At 72.0% G+C, this 16,329-nt stretch carries 15 protein-coding genes and 3 tRNA genes; 13 read left to right on the forward strand and 5 right to left on the reverse strand.

The genetic code is table 11. The annotated features are described in order from the left end of the window. Positions 1-33: 33 nt before the first annotated feature. Positions 34-1,719: a 2-succinyl-5-enolpyruvyl-6-hydroxy-3-cyclohexene-1-carboxylic-acid synthase gene (gene menD / locus ACIPJY_RS08710; protein WP_400462350.1), complete on the forward strand. Its 1,686-nt coding sequence runs from the start codon at positions 34-36 to the stop codon at positions 1,717-1,719. Positions 1,720-1,748: 29 nt separating this feature from the next. Here the strand turns inward: menD and ACIPJY_RS08715 are convergent, their stop codons facing one another. After that, complete coding sequence (locus ACIPJY_RS08715) at positions 1,749-3,008, reverse strand: isochorismate synthase MenF (RefSeq protein ID WP_400462063.1); 1,260 nt, start codon at positions 3,006-3,008, stop codon at positions 1,749-1,751. Positions 3,009-3,076: 68 nt separating this feature from the next. On the opposite strand from ACIPJY_RS08715, the gene ACIPJY_RS08720 reads away from it, so the two are divergent. The 4 genes from ACIPJY_RS08720 to ACIPJY_RS08735 all read left to right on the forward strand — a co-directional run bounded on the left by ACIPJY_RS08720 (position 3,077) and on the right by ACIPJY_RS08735 (position 7,523). Further along, positions 3,077-3,868, forward strand: a complete 792-nt coding sequence (locus ACIPJY_RS08720; RefSeq protein ID WP_400462066.1) for a demethylmenaquinone methyltransferase — start codon at positions 3,077-3,079, stop codon at positions 3,866-3,868. A gap of 46 nt (positions 3,869-3,914) precedes the next feature. Then, complete coding sequence (locus ACIPJY_RS08725) at positions 3,915-4,991, forward strand: polyprenyl synthetase family protein (protein ID WP_400462069.1); 1,077 nt, start codon at positions 3,915-3,917, stop codon at positions 4,989-4,991. A gap of 65 nt (positions 4,992-5,056) precedes the next feature. Beyond that, positions 5,057-6,424, forward strand: a complete 1,368-nt coding sequence (locus ACIPJY_RS08730; RefSeq protein ID WP_400462072.1) for an FAD-dependent oxidoreductase — start codon at positions 5,057-5,059, stop codon at positions 6,422-6,424. Between the two features lie 4 nt (positions 6,425-6,428). Then, positions 6,429-7,523, forward strand: a complete 1,095-nt coding sequence (locus tag ACIPJY_RS08735; protein ID WP_400462075.1) for a heparan-alpha-glucosaminide N-acetyltransferase domain-containing protein — start codon at positions 6,429-6,431, stop codon at positions 7,521-7,523. Between the two features lie 82 nt (positions 7,524-7,605). On the opposite strand, the gene cls is transcribed toward ACIPJY_RS08735, so the two are convergent. Further along, on the reverse strand, positions 7,606-9,066 hold the full coding sequence (gene cls / locus ACIPJY_RS08740; RefSeq protein ID WP_400462077.1) for a cardiolipin synthase: 1,461 nt from the start codon (positions 9,064-9,066) through the stop codon (positions 7,606-7,608). Between the two features lie 30 nt (positions 9,067-9,096). Continuing rightward, the gene (locus ACIPJY_RS08745; RefSeq protein ID WP_400462080.1) at positions 9,097-9,585 is read right to left on the reverse strand and encodes a YajQ family cyclic di-GMP-binding protein; all 489 of its coding nucleotides are present in this window, start codon (positions 9,583-9,585) and stop codon (positions 9,097-9,099) included. Between the two features lie 113 nt (positions 9,586-9,698). Between ACIPJY_RS08745 and ACIPJY_RS08750 the strand changes: the two genes are divergently transcribed. The 5 genes from ACIPJY_RS08750 to ACIPJY_RS08770 all read left to right on the forward strand — a co-directional run bounded on the left by ACIPJY_RS08750 (position 9,699) and on the right by ACIPJY_RS08770 (position 12,400). After that, positions 9,699-9,780 (forward strand) — tRNA-Tyr (locus ACIPJY_RS08750). Between the two features lie 202 nt (positions 9,781-9,982). Then, positions 9,983-10,804, forward strand: a complete 822-nt coding sequence (locus ACIPJY_RS08755) for an inositol monophosphatase family protein (protein ID WP_400462083.1) — start codon at positions 9,983-9,985, stop codon at positions 10,802-10,804. Between the two features lie 143 nt (positions 10,805-10,947). Then, positions 10,948-12,132 (forward strand): M23 family metallopeptidase, encoded by a 1,185-nt coding sequence (locus ACIPJY_RS08760; protein ID WP_400462085.1) that lies wholly within the window; start codon positions 10,948-10,950, stop codon positions 12,130-12,132. Positions 12,133-12,222: 90 nt separating this feature from the next. Next, positions 12,223-12,294 (forward strand) — tRNA-Thr (locus ACIPJY_RS08765). 32 nt (positions 12,295-12,326) lie between these two features. Further along, positions 12,327-12,400, forward strand: a tRNA-Met gene (locus ACIPJY_RS08770). A 257-nt stretch (positions 12,401-12,657) separates the two neighbouring features. Here ACIPJY_RS08770 and ACIPJY_RS08775 read toward each other — a convergent pair. Further along, on the reverse strand, positions 12,658-13,035 hold the full coding sequence (locus tag ACIPJY_RS08775; protein ID WP_400462088.1) for a hypothetical protein: 378 nt from the start codon (positions 13,033-13,035) through the stop codon (positions 12,658-12,660). A 105-nt stretch (positions 13,036-13,140) separates the two neighbouring features. Between ACIPJY_RS08775 and ACIPJY_RS08780 the strand changes: the two genes are divergently transcribed. The 3 genes from ACIPJY_RS08780 to ACIPJY_RS08790 are packed head-to-tail and all read left to right on the forward strand — an operon-like array spanning position 13,141 to position 15,043. Continuing rightward, the gene (locus ACIPJY_RS08780; protein WP_400462091.1) at positions 13,141-13,590 is read left to right on the forward strand and encodes a MaoC family dehydratase N-terminal domain-containing protein; all 450 of its coding nucleotides are present in this window, start codon (positions 13,141-13,143) and stop codon (positions 13,588-13,590) included. Continuing rightward, a complete protein-coding gene (locus ACIPJY_RS08785) occupies positions 13,587-14,012 on the forward strand; it encodes a MaoC/PaaZ C-terminal domain-containing protein (protein WP_400462094.1) in 426 nt (141 codons plus the stop codon). Before ACIPJY_RS08780 ends, ACIPJY_RS08785 begins: the two co-directional genes overlap by 4 nt. Continuing rightward, complete coding sequence (locus ACIPJY_RS08790; protein WP_400462353.1) at positions 14,009-15,043, forward strand: UDP-N-acetylmuramate dehydrogenase; 1,035 nt, start codon at positions 14,009-14,011, stop codon at positions 15,041-15,043. The genes ACIPJY_RS08785 and ACIPJY_RS08790 overlap by 4 nt, the downstream gene beginning before the upstream one ends. Before the next feature lie 36 nt (positions 15,044-15,079). Here the strand turns inward: ACIPJY_RS08790 and ACIPJY_RS08795 are convergent, their stop codons facing one another. Next, complete coding sequence (locus tag ACIPJY_RS08795) at positions 15,080-16,261, reverse strand: pyridoxal phosphate-dependent aminotransferase (protein WP_400462356.1); 1,182 nt, start codon at positions 16,259-16,261, stop codon at positions 15,080-15,082. Between the last annotated feature and the right edge of the window lie 68 nt (positions 16,262-16,329).

Consider the following 16,329-nt stretch of genomic DNA (forward strand, 5'->3'; position numbering starts at 1 on the left):
GGCAGCCCGGCGTCGGACTTCGCGCTCGCGCTCCTGCAGGAGTTCGCCCGCGCCGGCGTGACCGAGGTCGTCGTCAGCCCGGGGTCCCGGTCCCAGGCGCTGGCCCTCGCAGCCGTCGCTCTCGAGCGCGCGGGCGGCATCACCGTGCACGTCCGCCTCGACGAGCGGACGGCCGGGTTCTTCGCACTCGGCCTCGCGATCGAGACCGGGCGGCCCGCGCTCGTCGTCACGACGTCCGGCACCGCGGTCGCGAACCTGCACCCGGCCGTGCTCGAGGCACACCACTCCGGCGTGCCGATGATCGTCGTGTCCGCGGACCGTCCTGCTGAGCTCCGGGGGATCGGCAGCAACCAGACCACCGTGCAGCCGGGCATCTTCGCCGACGCGGTGTCGTTCGTCCGAGAGGTCGAGGCGCCGACGGCGCACGGCGTCGACGACGGCACGCGGGACGTCGTCCGGGGCATCGCCCGCGAGACCGTCGCGGCCGCGTCCGGGCACACCGGCCAGCCCGGCCCGGCCCAGGTGAACGTGGCGTTCCGCGAACCCCTGTCGGCCACGCTGCACGACGTCGCCGGCGTCCCGGACGACCAGGTCGACACGGCGTTCGCCACCCGACGCGTGCACACCGGCCTGCCCGTCGCGGAGCTGACGCCGGACGACGAGCCGGCGACCGTCGTGATCGCCGGCCACGACGCCGGGGAGGACGCCGAGCGGATCGCGTGGGAGCTCGGCGCACCGCTGCTCGCCGAGGTGTCGAGCGGCGCGCGCTACGGGCGCAACCTCGCCGTCAGCTACCGCGAACTGCTCCGCGACCCGGACTTCGGCGGACGGGTGCGGCGGGCCGTCGTGCTCGGGCACCCGACGCTCAGCCGCGAGGTCCCGGCGCTCCTGCAGCGTGACGACGTCACGGTGGTGACCGTCCGTGGGGCGGGGGCCGACGCGTACGAGCCGAGCCGGGCCTCCCACCCGGACGCGGCGACCACGCTCGTGTCCGACGTCCGCGTGACGGGCCGGACCCGTCCGGAACACCGTGCGTGGGTGGGACGCTGGGTCGCTGCCAGCCGCGCCGCCCTCGGCGACGGCGACGCCGGGCCGGACCTCGACGCGAAGCGGTCCGAGGACCGCGCCGAGCGGAACCGGTTCCTCAAGGACGAGGTGGCGTTGCGCCGCCGTCCCGTCGACCGCGCCATGCTCGCCGACGCGGTGTGGGGCGTGACCTGGCCGCACGACCGCCTGGTGCTCGGGGCGTCGCAGATCATCCGCGTCGCGGACGGCCGCGTCGCCGGCAAGAAGATCCGGGTGCACGCCAACCGCGGGCTCGCCGGGATCGACGGCACGATCTCGACGGCACTCGGCATCGCGGCCGCACTCGAGTCGACCCAGGCAGCCGGCGGGACCACGCGGGTGCTGCTCGGCGACCTGACCCTGCTGCACGACGTCGGCGCCCTGGTCACGGGGACCGAGGAACGGACCCAGCGGGTGCAGGTGGTCGTCGGCAACGACGCGGGCGGCGCGATCTTCCGCGGGCTCGAGGTGGCGGAGACCACACCGCCCGAGGACATGCGCCGGATGATGACCACGCCGCAGCACGTCGACGTCGAGCGCGTCGTCACCGGCCTCGGGTGGGAGTACCGCCGGGCCGCGACGTGGGGCGACCTCGAACGCGTGCTCACCGACCCCGCCGAACGGGTCGTCATCGAGGTGCCGCTGGCCGACTGAGCGCCGCCCCCCTCGTCGGGGCCGTCGCCTCAGGCCAGGGCGTCCCGGATCGGGCGGAACTTCAACGCGGTCTCGGCGACCTCGCGGGCCGGGTCGGACCCGCCCACGATGCCCGCGCCGGCCCACGCCGTGATGGTGCCGTCGTCGTCGATCTGGGCACTGCGGAGCGCGAGCATCCACTCGCCGTCCCCGGACGCGCCGAGCCAGCCGACCGGCCCGGCGTAGCGCCCGCGGTCGATGCCCTCGAGCTCCGCGACGAGCCGCACGGCGACGTCCGTCGGGGTCCCGGCGACCGCGGCCGTCGGGTGCAGGGCGTCGGCGACGTCGAGCGACGTCGTGCCGACCGGCAGGGTGGCCTGCACGTCGCTCGCGAGGTGCCAGAGGTTCGGCAGCTGGAGCCGGAACGGCTCGGGGTCGACGCGGAGGTCGGCGGCGAGCGGTCGGAGCGCGTCGACCAGTGAGGCGATCGCGAACGTGTGCTCTTCGACGTCCTTCGCGCTCGACGCCAGGGCCTCGGCGGCGGCCCGGTCCGAGACGGCGTCGCTCCCGCGGGCCGCGCTGCCGGCGAGCACCCGCGCGGTGAGCCGCGTGCCGTCGGTGCGGGCGAGGGTCTCCGGGGTCGCCCCGACGAGCCCGTCGACCGCGAACGTCACGCACTGCGGGTACGTCGCGGCGAGGTCGAGGAGCAGCGCACGTCGATCCGCACCCGTGGGCAGGCTGCCGACCAGGTCACGAGCGAGCACGACCTTGCGGGCGTAACCGGCGGAGATGCGCCGCACGGCCTCGGCGACGGAGGCCGCGTAGGCGTCCTCGTCGATCCGGCCGGGTGCGAGGGCCACGGACAGGTGCGGGCCGACGTGCGGCACCGGCACCGACGTGCGGGTGAAGGCGAGGGGAGCGGGGTCCGGTGTCGTGTCGATCGCGGTCAGCCACGCCTTGCCCCGGCGGCGCCCGACGACCACGCGGGGCACGATGAGGACGCTCGTCGCGGCGGAGTCGTCGGCGAACGCGAAGGTGCCGAAGGCCACGAGCCCGGAGCCGCGGAGCTGCACGGGGTCGTCGACCAGCGCACGCGCGACGATGTCGCGCCAGACCGCGGCGGCGTCGCGCATCCGGGACGGGCCGGAGAACTCGAAGCGCAGCGCCTCGCCGATCCCGACGATGCCGTCGCCGTTGCGCACGAAGGCGAGCGGCTGGTCGGGGAGGGTGTGTCGGAGCACGGCGCCCGGGTCGTCGAGGATCCGGGTCGAGACCGTGAGCGGCGGAGCCGCCGTGGCGGTACGGGTCACGGACCGATCGTACGCGGGCTCGCCGGGTGTACCGGCAACGCACGGGACGGACCTCTAGGATTGGTCGGGTGAGTAGAGCGGACATGCACAAGCGGCCGGACGAGGTGGCGGCCATGTTCGACGACGTCGCGGAGAAGTACGACCTCACCAACGACATCCTCTCCGCCGGCAACGCCCCGCTGTGGCGCGTCGCCACCGTGCGCGCCGTCGACCCCCAGCCCGGCGAGCGCGTGCTCGACATCGCGGCGGGCACCGGCACGAGCGCAGCGGCGCTGGCCAAGAAGGGCGCCGAGGTGAGCGCGCTCGACCTCTCCGCGGGCATGATCGCCGTCGGCCGAGAGCGCCACCCCGAGATCACCTTCGTCGAGGGCGACGCCGAGCACCTGCCGTTCGAGGACGACACCTTCGACGCCGTCACGATCTCGTTCGGCCTCCGCAACGTGAACGACCCGATGCAGGCCCTCGGCGAGATGCTCCGTGTCCTGAAGCCCGGTGGCCGTGTCGTCATCTGCGAGTTCTCCACCCCGCCGCTCGCCGCACTCCGGTTCGGCTACGGCACGTACCTCAAGCGCGTCCTGCCGGGCATCGCGCGGCTGTCGAGCAGCAACCCGGCTGCGTACCGCTACCTCGCCGAGTCGATCGAGGCCTGGCCGGAGCAGCAGGTGCTCAGCCAGTGGCTCCGCGGTGTCGGCTTCACGATGGTCGCCTACCGCAACCTGACCGCCGGCATCGTCGCACTCCACCGCGGCCGCAAGCCGGTCGCGGGCACGGTCCGCGAGTCCGTGGCGCGTCGTGCGAAGGCCCGGCGCGAGCACCAGGCCACCGGCGAGCAGCCGCGCGTCGAGCCGACCGACGGCTGACCTGCACCTCCATCCGCACACGGACCCCCGAACCACGGAGCAGCACTTGAACCCGAGCGTCCCGGTCGCACGTCGCGCACCGAGTCTCCGAGCGTCGCTCGGCATCGGCGAGCGGTTGTTCGCCAGCCCTGCGGAGCGTCGGTTCATCACCGCCGTGGACGACGGGCTCGAGCTCGTCGAACAGGGACTCGACGACGCGATGCGCTCGGCAGACACCCTGGCCGACACGACCAGCCGGTACCTGCTCTCCGCTGGCGGCAAGCGCATCCGACCGACGCTGACACTGCTCATCGCGCAGCTCGGCAACGGCGTCACCGACCACGTCGTGAAGGCAGCGGTGAGCGTCGAGACGACCCACCTCGCCTCGCTCTACCACGACGACGTCATGGACGAGGCACCCGTGCGGCGCGGGGTCCCGGCGGCGCACGTGACGTACGGCAACAACGTCGCGATCCTCACCGGAGACCTGCTCTTCGCCCGTGCCAGCCTGATCACCGCGGACCTCGGACCAGAGGGCATCCGGATGCAGGCCGAGACCTTCCAGCGCCTCTGCATGGGCCAGCTCCACGAGACCACCGGACCGCAGCCGGACGACGACCCCGTCGAGCACTACATCCAGGTGCTCAGCGACAAGACCGGGTCGCTCATCGCCACCGCGGCGCGCGCCGGTGTCCTGTTCTCCGGTGCCGACCGCGCCTACCTCGAGGCCGTCGGCACCTTCGGTGAGAAGGTCGGCGTCGCCTTCCAGCTCGTCGACGACGTCATCGACCTGGCTCCGGCCAAGGACAAGACGGGCAAGATCGCCGGCAACGACCTCCGCGCCGGGGTCGACACCCTCCCGCTGCTCCAGCTCCGTCGCCGCGCGGCGACCGAGCCCGGCGCGGCGGAACTCGTGGCGCGCATCGAGCGGGACGTCACCGGCGCCCCGGACGAAGCCGTGACCACGGACACGTACCTGTCCGCCGTCGCCGCGCTCCGCGAGCACGAGGCCACCGCAGCCACCCGGGCGCTCGCCGCGCAGTGGGCGACGGAGGCCGTGGTCGCGCTCGCACCGCTGCCGGACGGCGTCGTGAAGCGGGCACTCACCCGGTTCGCGGAGTCCGTCGTCGACCGCAGCCGCTGACGCCGCACCCGACAGACCAGCACAGCCACCGGGAGCACCCCACCCGAACGAACTGGAGACGATCAGTGCCCACCCTCCGCCTCGCCATCGTCGGCGCCGGCCCCGCCGGCATCTACGCCGCGGACATCCTCCTGCGGGAAGCGCACGCGTACGACGTGTCGATCGACCTCTTCGAGCAGCTCCCGGCCCCCTACGGCCTGGTCCGCTACGGCGTCGCACCGGACCACCCGCGCATCAAGGGCATCATCAACGCCCTCCGCGACGTGCTCGACCGCGGGGACATCCGGATCTTCGGGAACGTCGAGTTCGGCAAGGACATCACCCTCGACGACCTCAAGAAGCACTACAACGCGGTCGTCTTCTCCACCGGTGCGATCAAGGACGCGGACCTCGACATCCCGGGTGTCGAGCTCGAGGGTTCGTACGGCGCCGCGGACTTCGTGAGCTGGTTCGACGGCCACCCCGACGTCCCGCGCACCTGGCCGCTCACCGCGGAGAGCGTCGCGGTCATCGGCAACGGCAACGTCGCGCTGGACGTCTCGCGGATCCTCGCGAAGCACGCCGACGACCTGCTCCCGACCGAGGTGCCGGACAACGTGTACCAGGGCCTCAAGGCGTCCCCGGTCACCGACGTGCACGTCTTCGGCCGCCGCGGCCCGGCGCAGGTGAAGTTCACCCCGCTCGAACTCCGTGAGCTCGGCGAGGTCCGCGACGTCGACATGGTCGTCTACGACGAGGACTTCGACCACGACGAGGCCTCGCGCACCGCGATCCAGACCAACAAGCAGGTCATGGTGATCAACCGCGTGCTCGAGCAGTGGCGCACCCGCGAGGTCGGGCAGGCCAGCCGCCGCCTGCACCTGCACTTCTACGCGAAGCCGCTCGAGTTCGTCGGCGAGGACGGCAAGCTCACCGCCATCCGGTACGAGCGCACGCGCCCGAACGGCCAGGGCGGTGTCGAGGGCACCGGCGAGATCCGCGAGATCCCGATCCAGGCCGCGTACCGCGCCGTCGGGTACTTCGGCTCGGCGCTCCCGGGCGTCCCGTTCGACGAGCGACACGGCGTCATCCCGAACCACGAGGGCAAGGTCCTCGACGACGACAACCGTCAGATCCCGGGCATCTACGCCACCGGCTGGATCAAGCGCGGTCCCGTCGGCCTCATCGGGCACACCAAGTCCGACGCCATGGAGACGGTGCAGCACATCGTCAACGACCAGGCGAGCTGGTGGACCCCGGAGGACCCCTCCGACGAGGCGATCCCGGCGCTCCTGGCCGCGCGCGGCGTCGAGTACACCGACCTCGAGGGCTGGCACCGCCTCGACGCGCACGAGGTCGCACTCGGCGAGCCGCACGGCCGCGCCCGCATCAAGGTCGTCCCGCGGGACGAGATGATCGACGCGTCGCTCGGACGCACCACCGAGCAGGTCTGATCCCGTGACCACCGTGCGCCCCGCCCTCGCCACCGAGGTGCGGGGCGCGCGTCTGACCGGGGTCGACGTCGCGCGGGCGATCGCCCTGCTCGGGATGATGGTCGCCCACGTCGGTGGCGCCGCCGACCAGCTCGACTGGTCCGATCCGACGGCGTGGGACGCCGTCGTCAACGGTCGTTCCTCGACGCTGTTCGCCGTGCTCGCGGGCGTGTCCGTCGGCCTCGTGAGCGGCCGGACGTCGCCGCCCGGTCCGCCCGAGATCACCCGGATCCGGGTGCGCCTGGCGCTCCGCGCCGTGGTCGTCGTCGTCATCGGCATCCTGCTGATGGCGCTCGGCACGGACGTCTACGTGATCCTGCCGACCTACGGCGCGCTCTTCCTCCTGGTGGTCCCGGTGCTGCGGTGGCGTCGGCGTGCGCTGCTCGTCGCGGCCGGGCTCTGCGCGCTGCTGTCGGCCCCGGTCGCGCTCGCGATCGTCCCGCTCTACGCGGGTGGCGGGGTGTTCGAGGCGCAGCTCGGCCTGGTCTACCCCGTGGTCACGTTCCTGTCGTACGTCCTGGTCGGTCTCGCGGTCGCCAGGTCCGGTCTGGAGGCTCGGATCACCCAGGTCGCGCTGCTCGCGTCCGGCGCGCTGGTCGCCACCGCCGCGTACGTGCTCGGGGTGCTCGCGGCACCGGTCCCGCCGGACGCCGCGAGTGCGTTCCCCGGCGTGCCGTTCGTGCCCCTCGGTTCATCGACCGAGCAGGCCCTCGCGCAGGTGTTCCTGTCGCCGCGGGACCACTCGTCCTCGATCGTCGACGTCGTCGGCACCGCCGGGATCGCCGTCGCGGTGATCGGGCTGTGCTCGCTGGTCTTCGACGGTCGCGGACGCCTGGTGGAGCGGATCGCCTTCCCGCTGGCCGCGGTCGGGTCGATGCCGCTGACGATCTACTCGCTGCACCTCGTGGTGCTCGCGGTCCTGCCGCCGCTGCCCGACTCCGCGAGGACGTGGTGGTGGTTCGCGATCGGCACGGTCCTCTTCGCGATGCTGTGGCGCCGCTTCCTCGGCCGGGGTCCGGCCGAGCGGCTCGTGACCCGCCTGACGACGCTCACGCGCTGACCGCAGCGTGCGAGCTTCCGTACACCGTGGGAGCCCTGCGGACTCGCACCGTGTACGGGGCGCCGCACACTGCGGGCCGGGGCTACTGCAGGGCGGCGGTGAGCCGCGCGACGTTGTCGAGCACCTGCGACCGACGCGTCCGGGCGAGCCACGCCTCGAGGTCGAGCAGCGTGCTCTCCTGGCGGTACGAGCTCTGCACGCCGCGGAGCGCGTTCACGAACCGCTCGCCGCGGACCATCACCGAGATCTCGAGGTTCAGGCTGAACGAGCGCATGTCCATGTTGCTCGAGCCGATGACCGCGACGTCGTCGTCGATCGTGAAGTGCTTGGCGTGCAGGATCGTCGGCGCCTTGTACAGCCAGATCTTCACGCCGGCGCGGAGCAGTCCCTCGTAGTAGGAGCGCTGGGCGTGCCACGTCATCGCGTGGTCGCCGATCTCGCCGACGAAGAGCTCGACCTCGACCCCGCGCTGCGCCGTCGTGGTGATCGCGTACAGCATCGAGTCGTCCGGCACGAAGTACGGCGACGTGATCGACACCTTCTTCTGCGCCGAGTAGAGCAGCGCGTTGAACAGACGCAGGTTGTTCTCGCCGTCGAAGCCGGGGCCGGACGGGACCACCTGGCAATCCAGGGCGTCGCCGCGGTCCGCACGCTGGACGGGGTCGCTCTCGCGGAGCAGCAGCTCGTCGGTCTCGCTGTACCAGTCCGTCACGAAGAGCGCGTTGATCCCGGCGACGACCGGACCCTCGAAGCGCGCGAAGAGGTCCTTGTACGCCAGACCCTTCTCGATGTGCGCCTTGAGGTCGTACGACTTGTCGATCAGGTTCTGCGACCCGGTGAACGCCACCGAACCGTCGATCACCATGATCTTCCGGTGGTTGCGCAGGTCGGGGCGCTGGAACTTCCCCTGCAGCGGCTGCAGGGGGAGCATCAGGTGCCACTCGATCCCGGCGCGGTCGAGGAACGCCAGGGTGTCCTTGTACCCGGGGTAGCCACGGCTCGCCCAGTGGTCCATGAGGAACCGGACCGTCACGCCGCGGGCCTGCGCACGCGCGAGCGCGTCGAAGAAGTCCTGCGTCGTCGCGTCCATCGTGGCGATGTAGAACTCGACGTGCACGAAGCGGCGGGAGTCGTCGATCGCGCGGGTCATCTCGGCGATGGACTCGTCGTAGTCCGGGTAGAGCTCCGCGGAGTTGCCACCGACGAGGGGCATCGCACCGAGCCTGCGGTTCAGCTCCGTGATGCTCTCGAACCACGGCGGGCGGGGGTGGTCCCGCCGGACACGCTCGATGCCCTCGGTCTGCTCGAGGATGTACGCGTTGATCTCGGTCTGCTTCTCACGCCGGGCCTTCGGCAGCTTCGTCGACCCGATCACCAGGAAGACGATGAACCCGATGTACGGGATCAGGAAGATCGCGAGCAACCAGCCCGTCGCCGTCTGCGGCTTCCGGTTGATCGGCACGTAGATGATCGAGAAGGCGCGGATCGCCAGGTCGAGCAGGACGAGCAGGACGGACAGGGTGACGGTGAGCCAGTGCTCCACGGGGATGTCGAGTCGTCGGTGCTGCGCGGGTCAGCGGAAGTTGATGAACTGGAGCGGGACGTCGAACTCTTCGCCCTTGAGCAGCTGGATGGTGTTCTGCAGGTCGTCGCGGCTCTTCGAGGAGACCCGGAGCTCGTCGCCCTGGATCTGGCTCTTCACGCTCTTCGCGGCGTTCGCCCGGAGGAACGCGCCGATCTTCTTCGCGACGTCCTGCTCGATGCCGTTCTTGAACTTCACCTCGATGCGGAACTCCTTGCCGGAGGCGTACGGCTCGCCGGCGTCGAGGCTCTTGAGGCTGATGCCGCGCTTGATCGCCTTGGACTCGAACACGTCGAGGACCGCGGTGGCGCGCTCGGAGGTGTTCGCCTTGATCAGGACGTCGTCACCGCTGAAGGCGATCGACGCGCCGACACCCTTGAAGTCGTAGCGCTGCTCGATCTCCTTGGCGGCCTGGTTGAGGGCGTTGTCCGCCTCCATCTTGTCGACCTTGCTGACCACGTCAAAGGAGCTGTCTGCCATGCCCGACAGCCTATCCGGCAGCGCCGATGTCGGTTGGTCACGAGCACGTTCGACCATCCGGTATGCTGTTCTGGCGCCTCCGGTTGGTGACTACACGGGCTGGGTGCGCACATGGCGAGTTACCCAAGCGGCCAAAGGGATCTGACTGTAAATCAGCCGGCGTAGCCTTCGGGGGTTCGAATCCCTCACTCGCCACGTGTCCATGTGCTGAAGAACTCTCTGCGCATGGTGACGAGATACAGCAGGGCCCCGTTTCGTACGGGGCCCTGCTTTTTTTGGTGGGTCGCTGCCAGAACTCTCTGGGAGTGGCTCGGAACTCGAGCAGGGCCCCGTTTCGTACGGGCCCCTTCTCATTGGTCCCGTGCGAGGCGCCGGGCCATCCTGGGAAGATCGGGGCATGACTGCTGCGCCGACCCCGACCGAACTCGCCGACCTCGCCGAAGCCATCGCGACCGAGGCCGCGACGCTGGCCGCACGCCGCCGCGCCGAGGGCGTCGAGGTGGCCGAGCGGAAGTCGAGCATCGTCGACGTGGTCACCGCCGCGGACCAGGAGGTCGAGGCGCTCGTCCGGACCCGGCTCGCCGAGGCGCGCCCGGAGGACGGCTTCTTCGGCGAGGAGACCGGAGCGAGCACCGGCACCTCCGGCATCACGTGGGTGGTCGACCCGATCGACGGCACCGTCAACTACCTCTACGGCAGCCCGCAGTACGCGGTCAGCATCGGCGTCGTGCGCGGCGAACCGGACCCGGCGGTGTGGGAGCCCGTGGCCGGCGTGGTCGTCGCACCGGCCACCGGTGACGTGTACCGCGCCGTCGCCGGGGGACCGGCGCTGCTGAACGGTGCACCGGTGACCGTCGCACAGCCCGCGTCGCTGGCGGAGACCCTCGTGGCCACCGGCTTCGGCTACACGGCCGACCGCCGTCGGGAGCAGGTCGCCGTCCTGTCCGGGCTCCTCGGCGAGGTGCGGGACATCCGCCGCGGGGGATCGGCGGCGCTCGACTGCTGCGCCGTCGGGGCCGGGGTCGTCGACGCCTACTACGAGCGCGGGATCAACCCGTGGGACATGGCCGCCGGGTCGATCGTCGCCGCCGCGGCCGGTGCGGTCGTCCGGACGTGGGACGCCGGTGGGACGCGGTCGTTCCTCTTCGCGTCGCCGGCGATCGCGGACCAGCTCGAGGCGCTGGTCCGTGCGGCGGAGACCGAAGCGCTCGGCGGCTGACCCCCCCCCCCGCTCTGGGGCGCCTGTGTGGTCATGACCACGACTGGCGTCACGCTACGACCCCTGGTACCGTCGCTCGGGTCCCGTTATCTGCTCGTTACACACGAGCATGTCTGCACCGATCAGGATCCCCACCGAAACGCATGCCCCACGCTTCCACGTCGCCCCTGTTGACCGACCGCTCCGGCACCGATGCCCCGGCCCCGGCCGTCCATCTGACCCGACGGGCACGGATCGAGGCGGAACGCGCGGCAGCGAAGCAGGACGTGCAGCGGGTCGATCAGCTCGGCGGCACCCCGGTCCCGACACCGCCGGTCGGTGACCAGGTCGTCGCGGACCAGGCGGCGATGCCCGTGACCCCGCCGGCACCGGCGTCCCCGGTCCTGCCGGCGTCGACGCTCGCTTCCGAGACCCCGCCGGCGCCCAGCTCGCCGGACGCGGCACCGGCCGCCGCACGCCCCGCTGTCCGTCCGGAAGCCGCGCGCCCGGTCGCCGCACCCGTCCGTCCCGCCGCTGCCCGGTCCACCCCGCGGGGTGTCCGGCCCGAGGCGGCGCGTGTCGACCGGGCCACCCGGCACCTCGGCGCCGGACGCGCCACGAGCCGCCCGGCCGCCACCGCCCCGGCGCGCGGTTCCGCGTTCCGCCGGAACGCCTCCCGCGTCACGGCGCTCGGCGCACTCCTGTTCGTCGCGGGCCTGGTCGTCTCGACCTCGCTGCCCGCCCAGGCCCTCTACACGCCCGAGCCCGGATCGACCTCGAACCAGGGCACGACGGTCGCGGGGGAGACCCAGTCGCTGCGTGTCGGCGATGCCGCCGAGGCCGAGACGAACCGCGACGCATACACGGTCTCCGACGCCACGCAGTACAAGAACGTCGACTCGTCGTCCTTCACGAACGACCCGACCGGCACGATCCAGTGGCCGTTCCTGACGGGGGTGCCGATCACCTCCGGGTTCGGCGGCCGTCAGGTCGAGGGCTGCTCGTTCTGCTCGACGAACCACCAGGGCGTCGACTTCGCCCCGGGCGAGGGCACCCCGATCCGTGTCATCGCAGCCGGCACCGTCACCAAGGTGCAGGCGGACGACGGTGGCTTCGGCAACGACGTCTGGGTCGAGCACGACGTCGACGGCAAGCAGTTCACCAGCGTGTACGGCCACATGGAGGACAACTCCTTCAAGGTCGTCGAGGGCCAACACGTCGAGGTCGGGGACGAGCTCGGCCTGGTGGGCTCCACGGGCAACTCGACGGGCCCGCACCTGCACCTCGAGGTCCACGTCGACGGCGTCCCGGTGGACCCGCTGGCGTGGCTCAAGGCCAACGCGAACTAGCCTCGCGGGACGGCACGCCCGGGCGTCGCGGTCGGTTCCAGACCACCGTCCGGGTTCTGCTATCCTCGTGTGGTGCCGCTCGCGGTACACGCCCCGATAGCTCAGTGGTAGAGCACTTCCATGGTAAGGAAGGGGTCGTCAGTTCAATCCTGACTCGGGGCTCCGACCCGGCGAGAACTCATCGCCGGATCTGTGGCGGGGTAGCTCAGTTGGTTAGAGCACACGACTCATAATCGTGGGGTCGCGGGTTCAAGTCCCGCCCTCGCTACCGCAAGCCCGGCGTCCGCGCCGGGCTTTCGTCGTTCCGTGCTCGTGTCGTTCCTGGGCGTGCGCACTGCGCGGCCCCAGCTGGTGCCTTTCGGCGGAGCACGACCGATGACGATCCGAACCACGTCCTTCCGTGGTTCGGGCCGGTTTCCGTTGTGCGTCGCCGCCCCGAACCGGCGGGAGGCTCGGTGCGGGTCCGCCACGCGACACCGGGACGCCCGGTGCGGGTCCGCCGCGCGCCCCCGGCGCCCGCCCGCGCTACCGCGGCGGAGCGACGAGCACGCCGGCGGCGCGGAGCGCCCCCTCGACGACCCCGGTGACGTGCTGCCACCGCGCACGACGCCGCGTGGCGCCGATCGACCCGCCCGCGACCGCAGCACCGTGCGCCGCGTGCCGCATCGTCACCGTGGAACGACCGCCGAACGTGGACACGACGAGCTCGTACCGGCGGTACTCCCGCGACGGGTGCACGAGCGCCCCGAGCAGCGCGGTCAGCAGGCGGTTCCCGGACTCCGCGACGATCGTCCCCGGCGTCGCGTCCACCCGGTGCCCGGCGGAGCGGAGCGCGGCCCCGGCAAGCTCCATGGCCGTGCAGCGATCGCCGGTGTGCACCGCGAACTCGATCGTGCTGTCCACTGCATCCCCCTCGAAGGCGTGCGCCCCCCGGCGCTGGGAGAACAGCATAGCCGATGCATACTCATGAACCGCAAGGGTCGATCTGGCGTCGGTAGACTGCCCGTCGTGTCAGTGAACCCCGAGCTCGTCGGCAGGACGTTCCCGCCGGCCCCGCCGTACCTGGTCGGTCGTGAGAAGGTGCGCGAGTTCGCCCGCGCCACGTTCGCGACGAACCCCATCCACCACGAGGCCGACGCCGCCCGTGCCGCCGGCTACGACGACGTCGTCGCACCGGCGACCTTCGCGGTCGTCGTGCAGGAGGCCACGCTCGCACAGCTCCTGGCCGAGCCGGACGCCGGCATCGACTTCTCCCGCGTGGTGCACGGCGAGCAGAAGTTCACCTACGACCGTCCGATCGTCGCGGGCGACGAGCTCACGGCGACCCTGACGGTCACGAGCGTCAAGACCCTCGGCGGCAACGCGATGGTCACCGCCGAGTCCGCCGTCGTGGACGCGCAGGGCGAGCACGTCGTCACCGCCACGTCCACGCTCGTCGTCCGAGGAGATGACGCATGACCGCCCAGACCGCCCCCGTGACCGAGGTCGGCACGGTCGTCGCCGAGCGCGACGTGCACATCACCCGTGACTCGCTCGTCCGGTACGCCGGTGCCTCGGGTGACTTCAACCCGATCCACTACCGCGACGACGTCGCCGCCTCCGTCGGCCTGCCCGGTGTGCTGGCACACGGCATGCTGACGATGGGCATCGCGGTCCAGCCGGTCTCCGAGTGGCTCGGCGACCGCGGCTGGGTGACCTCGTACGGCGTCCGCTTCACCCGTCCCGTCGTGGTCGACCCGGAACAGGGCGCGACCGTGGGCGTCGTGGCCAAGGTCGGCACCGTCGACGACCAGGGCCGTCCGCAGCGCATCGACCTCACCGTGACCGCCGCCGGGCAGACCGTGCTCGGCAAGGCGCAGGTCACGGTGGCGTTCCGCTGACCGTGGCACCGACTGCGCTCGCGGACCTCACGACGCTCGGGGTCGGCGGGGCGGCCGCGCGCCTGCTCGTGGCCGACACCACGGACGAGCTCGTCGCGCACGTCCAGGACGCCTGGTCCGACGACGACTGGCTCGTCGTCGGCGGCGGCAGCAACCTCCTGGTCGCGGACGCCGGCTTCGCCGGCACGGTGGTCCTGGTCCGGACGCGCGGCGTCGAGCACGAGGCCACCGCCGACGGCGTCACCGTCCGGGTCGCCGCGGGCGAACCCTGGGACGCGTTCGTCGCCTCGACCGTCGCACACGGTTGGACCGGCCTGGAGGCCCTGAGCGGCATCCCGGGCACCATCGGTGCGTCCCCCGTGCAGAACATCGGCGCCTACGGGGTCGAGCTCTCCGACGTGCTCACCCGGGTCGAGTTCCTCGATGCGGCGTCGGGGGAGCGCGCGTGGGTCCCGGCATCCGAGCTGGCGCTCGGCTACCGCACCTCGACGCTGAAGCACGGGCGTCGCGGGGTCGTCCTCACCGTGGAGTTCGCGCTGGGCACCGACACCGACGGGGGAGTCCCGGTGCGCTACGCCCAGCTCGCCGGGTCGCTCGGGGTCGAGCTCGGTGCCCGTGTGGCCCCAGCGGACATCCGCGCGACGGTGCTGGCCCTCCGTGCCGCGAAGGGCATGGTCCTGGACCCCGGTGACGCCGACACCCGGAGCGCCGGCTCCTTCTTCACGAACCCGATCGTGTCAGCGGCCTTCGCGGAGTCCCTTCCCGCCGACGCACCACGCTGGCCCGCGGGCGCGGACGTCAAGCTCAGCGCCGCCTGGCTCATCGAACACGCCGGGGTGCACCGCGGGTACGCGCTCGCCGGCTCCCACGCGGGGATCTCGTCGAAGCACACGCTCGCCCTGACGAACCGGGGCGGCGCGACCGCGGCCGAGGTCGCGGAGCTCGCCCGGTTCGTCCAGGTGAGCGTCCTCAACCGGTTCGGCGTGACGCTCGTGCCGGAACCCGTCCTGGTCGGCGACCTGCTCGCCTGACCCGCACCGGGCCTCCCGGCCGCGGCGCACGCGCCCCTACGCGAAGAACCGGGCCAGCCTGGCGACGCCCTCGGCGATGTCGTCGTCGCCGAGGGCGTACGACAGGCGGAGGTAGCCGGAGGGGCCGAAGGCCTCGCCGGGGACGACCGCGACCTCGGCGTGCTCCAGGATCAGGTCGGCGAGCTCGAGCGTCGTGGTGGGGGTGGAACCGGCCCACTCGCGGCCGAGGAGCGCGGTGACGTCGGGGTAGACGTAGAAGGCGCCCTCCGGCGTCGGCGTCACGAAGCCCGGGATCGCGTTGAGCCCGGCGACGATGGCCTTGCGACGGCGGTCGAAGGCCTCGCGCATGGCGGTGACGGGCTCCTGCGGACCGGTGAGCGCGGCGATGGCGGCGCGCTGCGACACGTTGGAGACGTTCGACGACAGGTGCGACTGCAGGTTCGACGCTGCCTTGACGGCGTCGGCCGGGCCGATGAACCACCCGACCCGCCAGCCGGTCATCGCGTAGGTCTTCGCGACGCCGTTCACCAGGATCGTGGTGTCGGCCAGCGCGGGGACGGCGTCGAGGATGCCGGTGAACGCGATGCCGTCGTAGACCAGGTCCTGGTAGATCTCGTCGCTGATCACCCAGATGCCGTGCTCGAGCGCCCACTCGCCGATGGCGCGGGTCTGTTCGGCGGAGTACACGGCGCCGGTCGGGTTCGAGGGGGAGCAGAACAGCAGCGCCTTGGTCTTCGGGGTGCGCGCTGCCTCGAGCTGCTCGACCGTGACGAGGTAGTCCTGGTCGCTGCCGGCGAAGACCTCGACGGGCTCGCCGCCGGCCAGGCGGATCGCCTCGGGGTAGGTGGTCCAGTAGGGGGCGGGGAGGATGACCTCGTCGCCGGCGTCGACGATCGTCTGGAACGCCTGGTAGACGGCCTGCTTCCCGCCGTTCGTGATGATGACCTGCGACGGGTCGACGGTGATGCCGGACTCGCGGGCGGTCTTCTCCGCGACGGCCTGCTTCAGCTCGGGGAGGCCCGTCGCCGGCGTGTAGCGGTGGTTCTTCGGGTCCTGGGCGGCGGCGACCGCGGCTTCCACGACATGCCCGGGCGTCGCGAAGTCCGGCTCACCGGCGGCGAAGGAGATCACCGGGCGTCCGGCGGCCTTCAGTGCTTTCGCCTTGGCATCGACCTTGAGCGTCGCGGACTCCGCGATCGCGGCGATGCGGGACGCGATCCGGGGACGCTGGGCGGTGGTGGACTCGGGGCCTTCGGCTGCGGTGCTCACGGGCCAAGCCTATCGGC

Source organism: Curtobacterium sp. NPDC090223, from assembly GCF_044746585.1.
Taxonomy (GTDB): domain Bacteria; phylum Actinomycetota; class Actinomycetes; order Actinomycetales; family Microbacteriaceae; genus Curtobacterium.

Bases quoted from the DNA above. Each gene is read 5' to 3' on its own strand.
- ACIPJY_RS08755 (WP_400462083.1), top strand. From the start codon at position 9,983: ATGACTGCTGCGCCGACCCCGACCGAACTCGCCGACCTCGCCGAAGCC.
- ACIPJY_RS08760 (WP_400462085.1), top strand. From the start codon at position 10,948: ATGCCCCACGCTTCCACGTCGCCCCTGTTGACCGACCGCTCCGGCACC.
- ACIPJY_RS08745 (WP_400462080.1), bottom strand. From the start codon at position 9,585: ATGGCAGACAGCTCCTTTGACGTGGTCAGCAAGGTCGACAAGATGGAG.
- ACIPJY_RS08785 (WP_400462094.1), top strand. From the start codon at position 13,587: ATGACCGCCCAGACCGCCCCCGTGACCGAGGTCGGCACGGTCGTCGCC.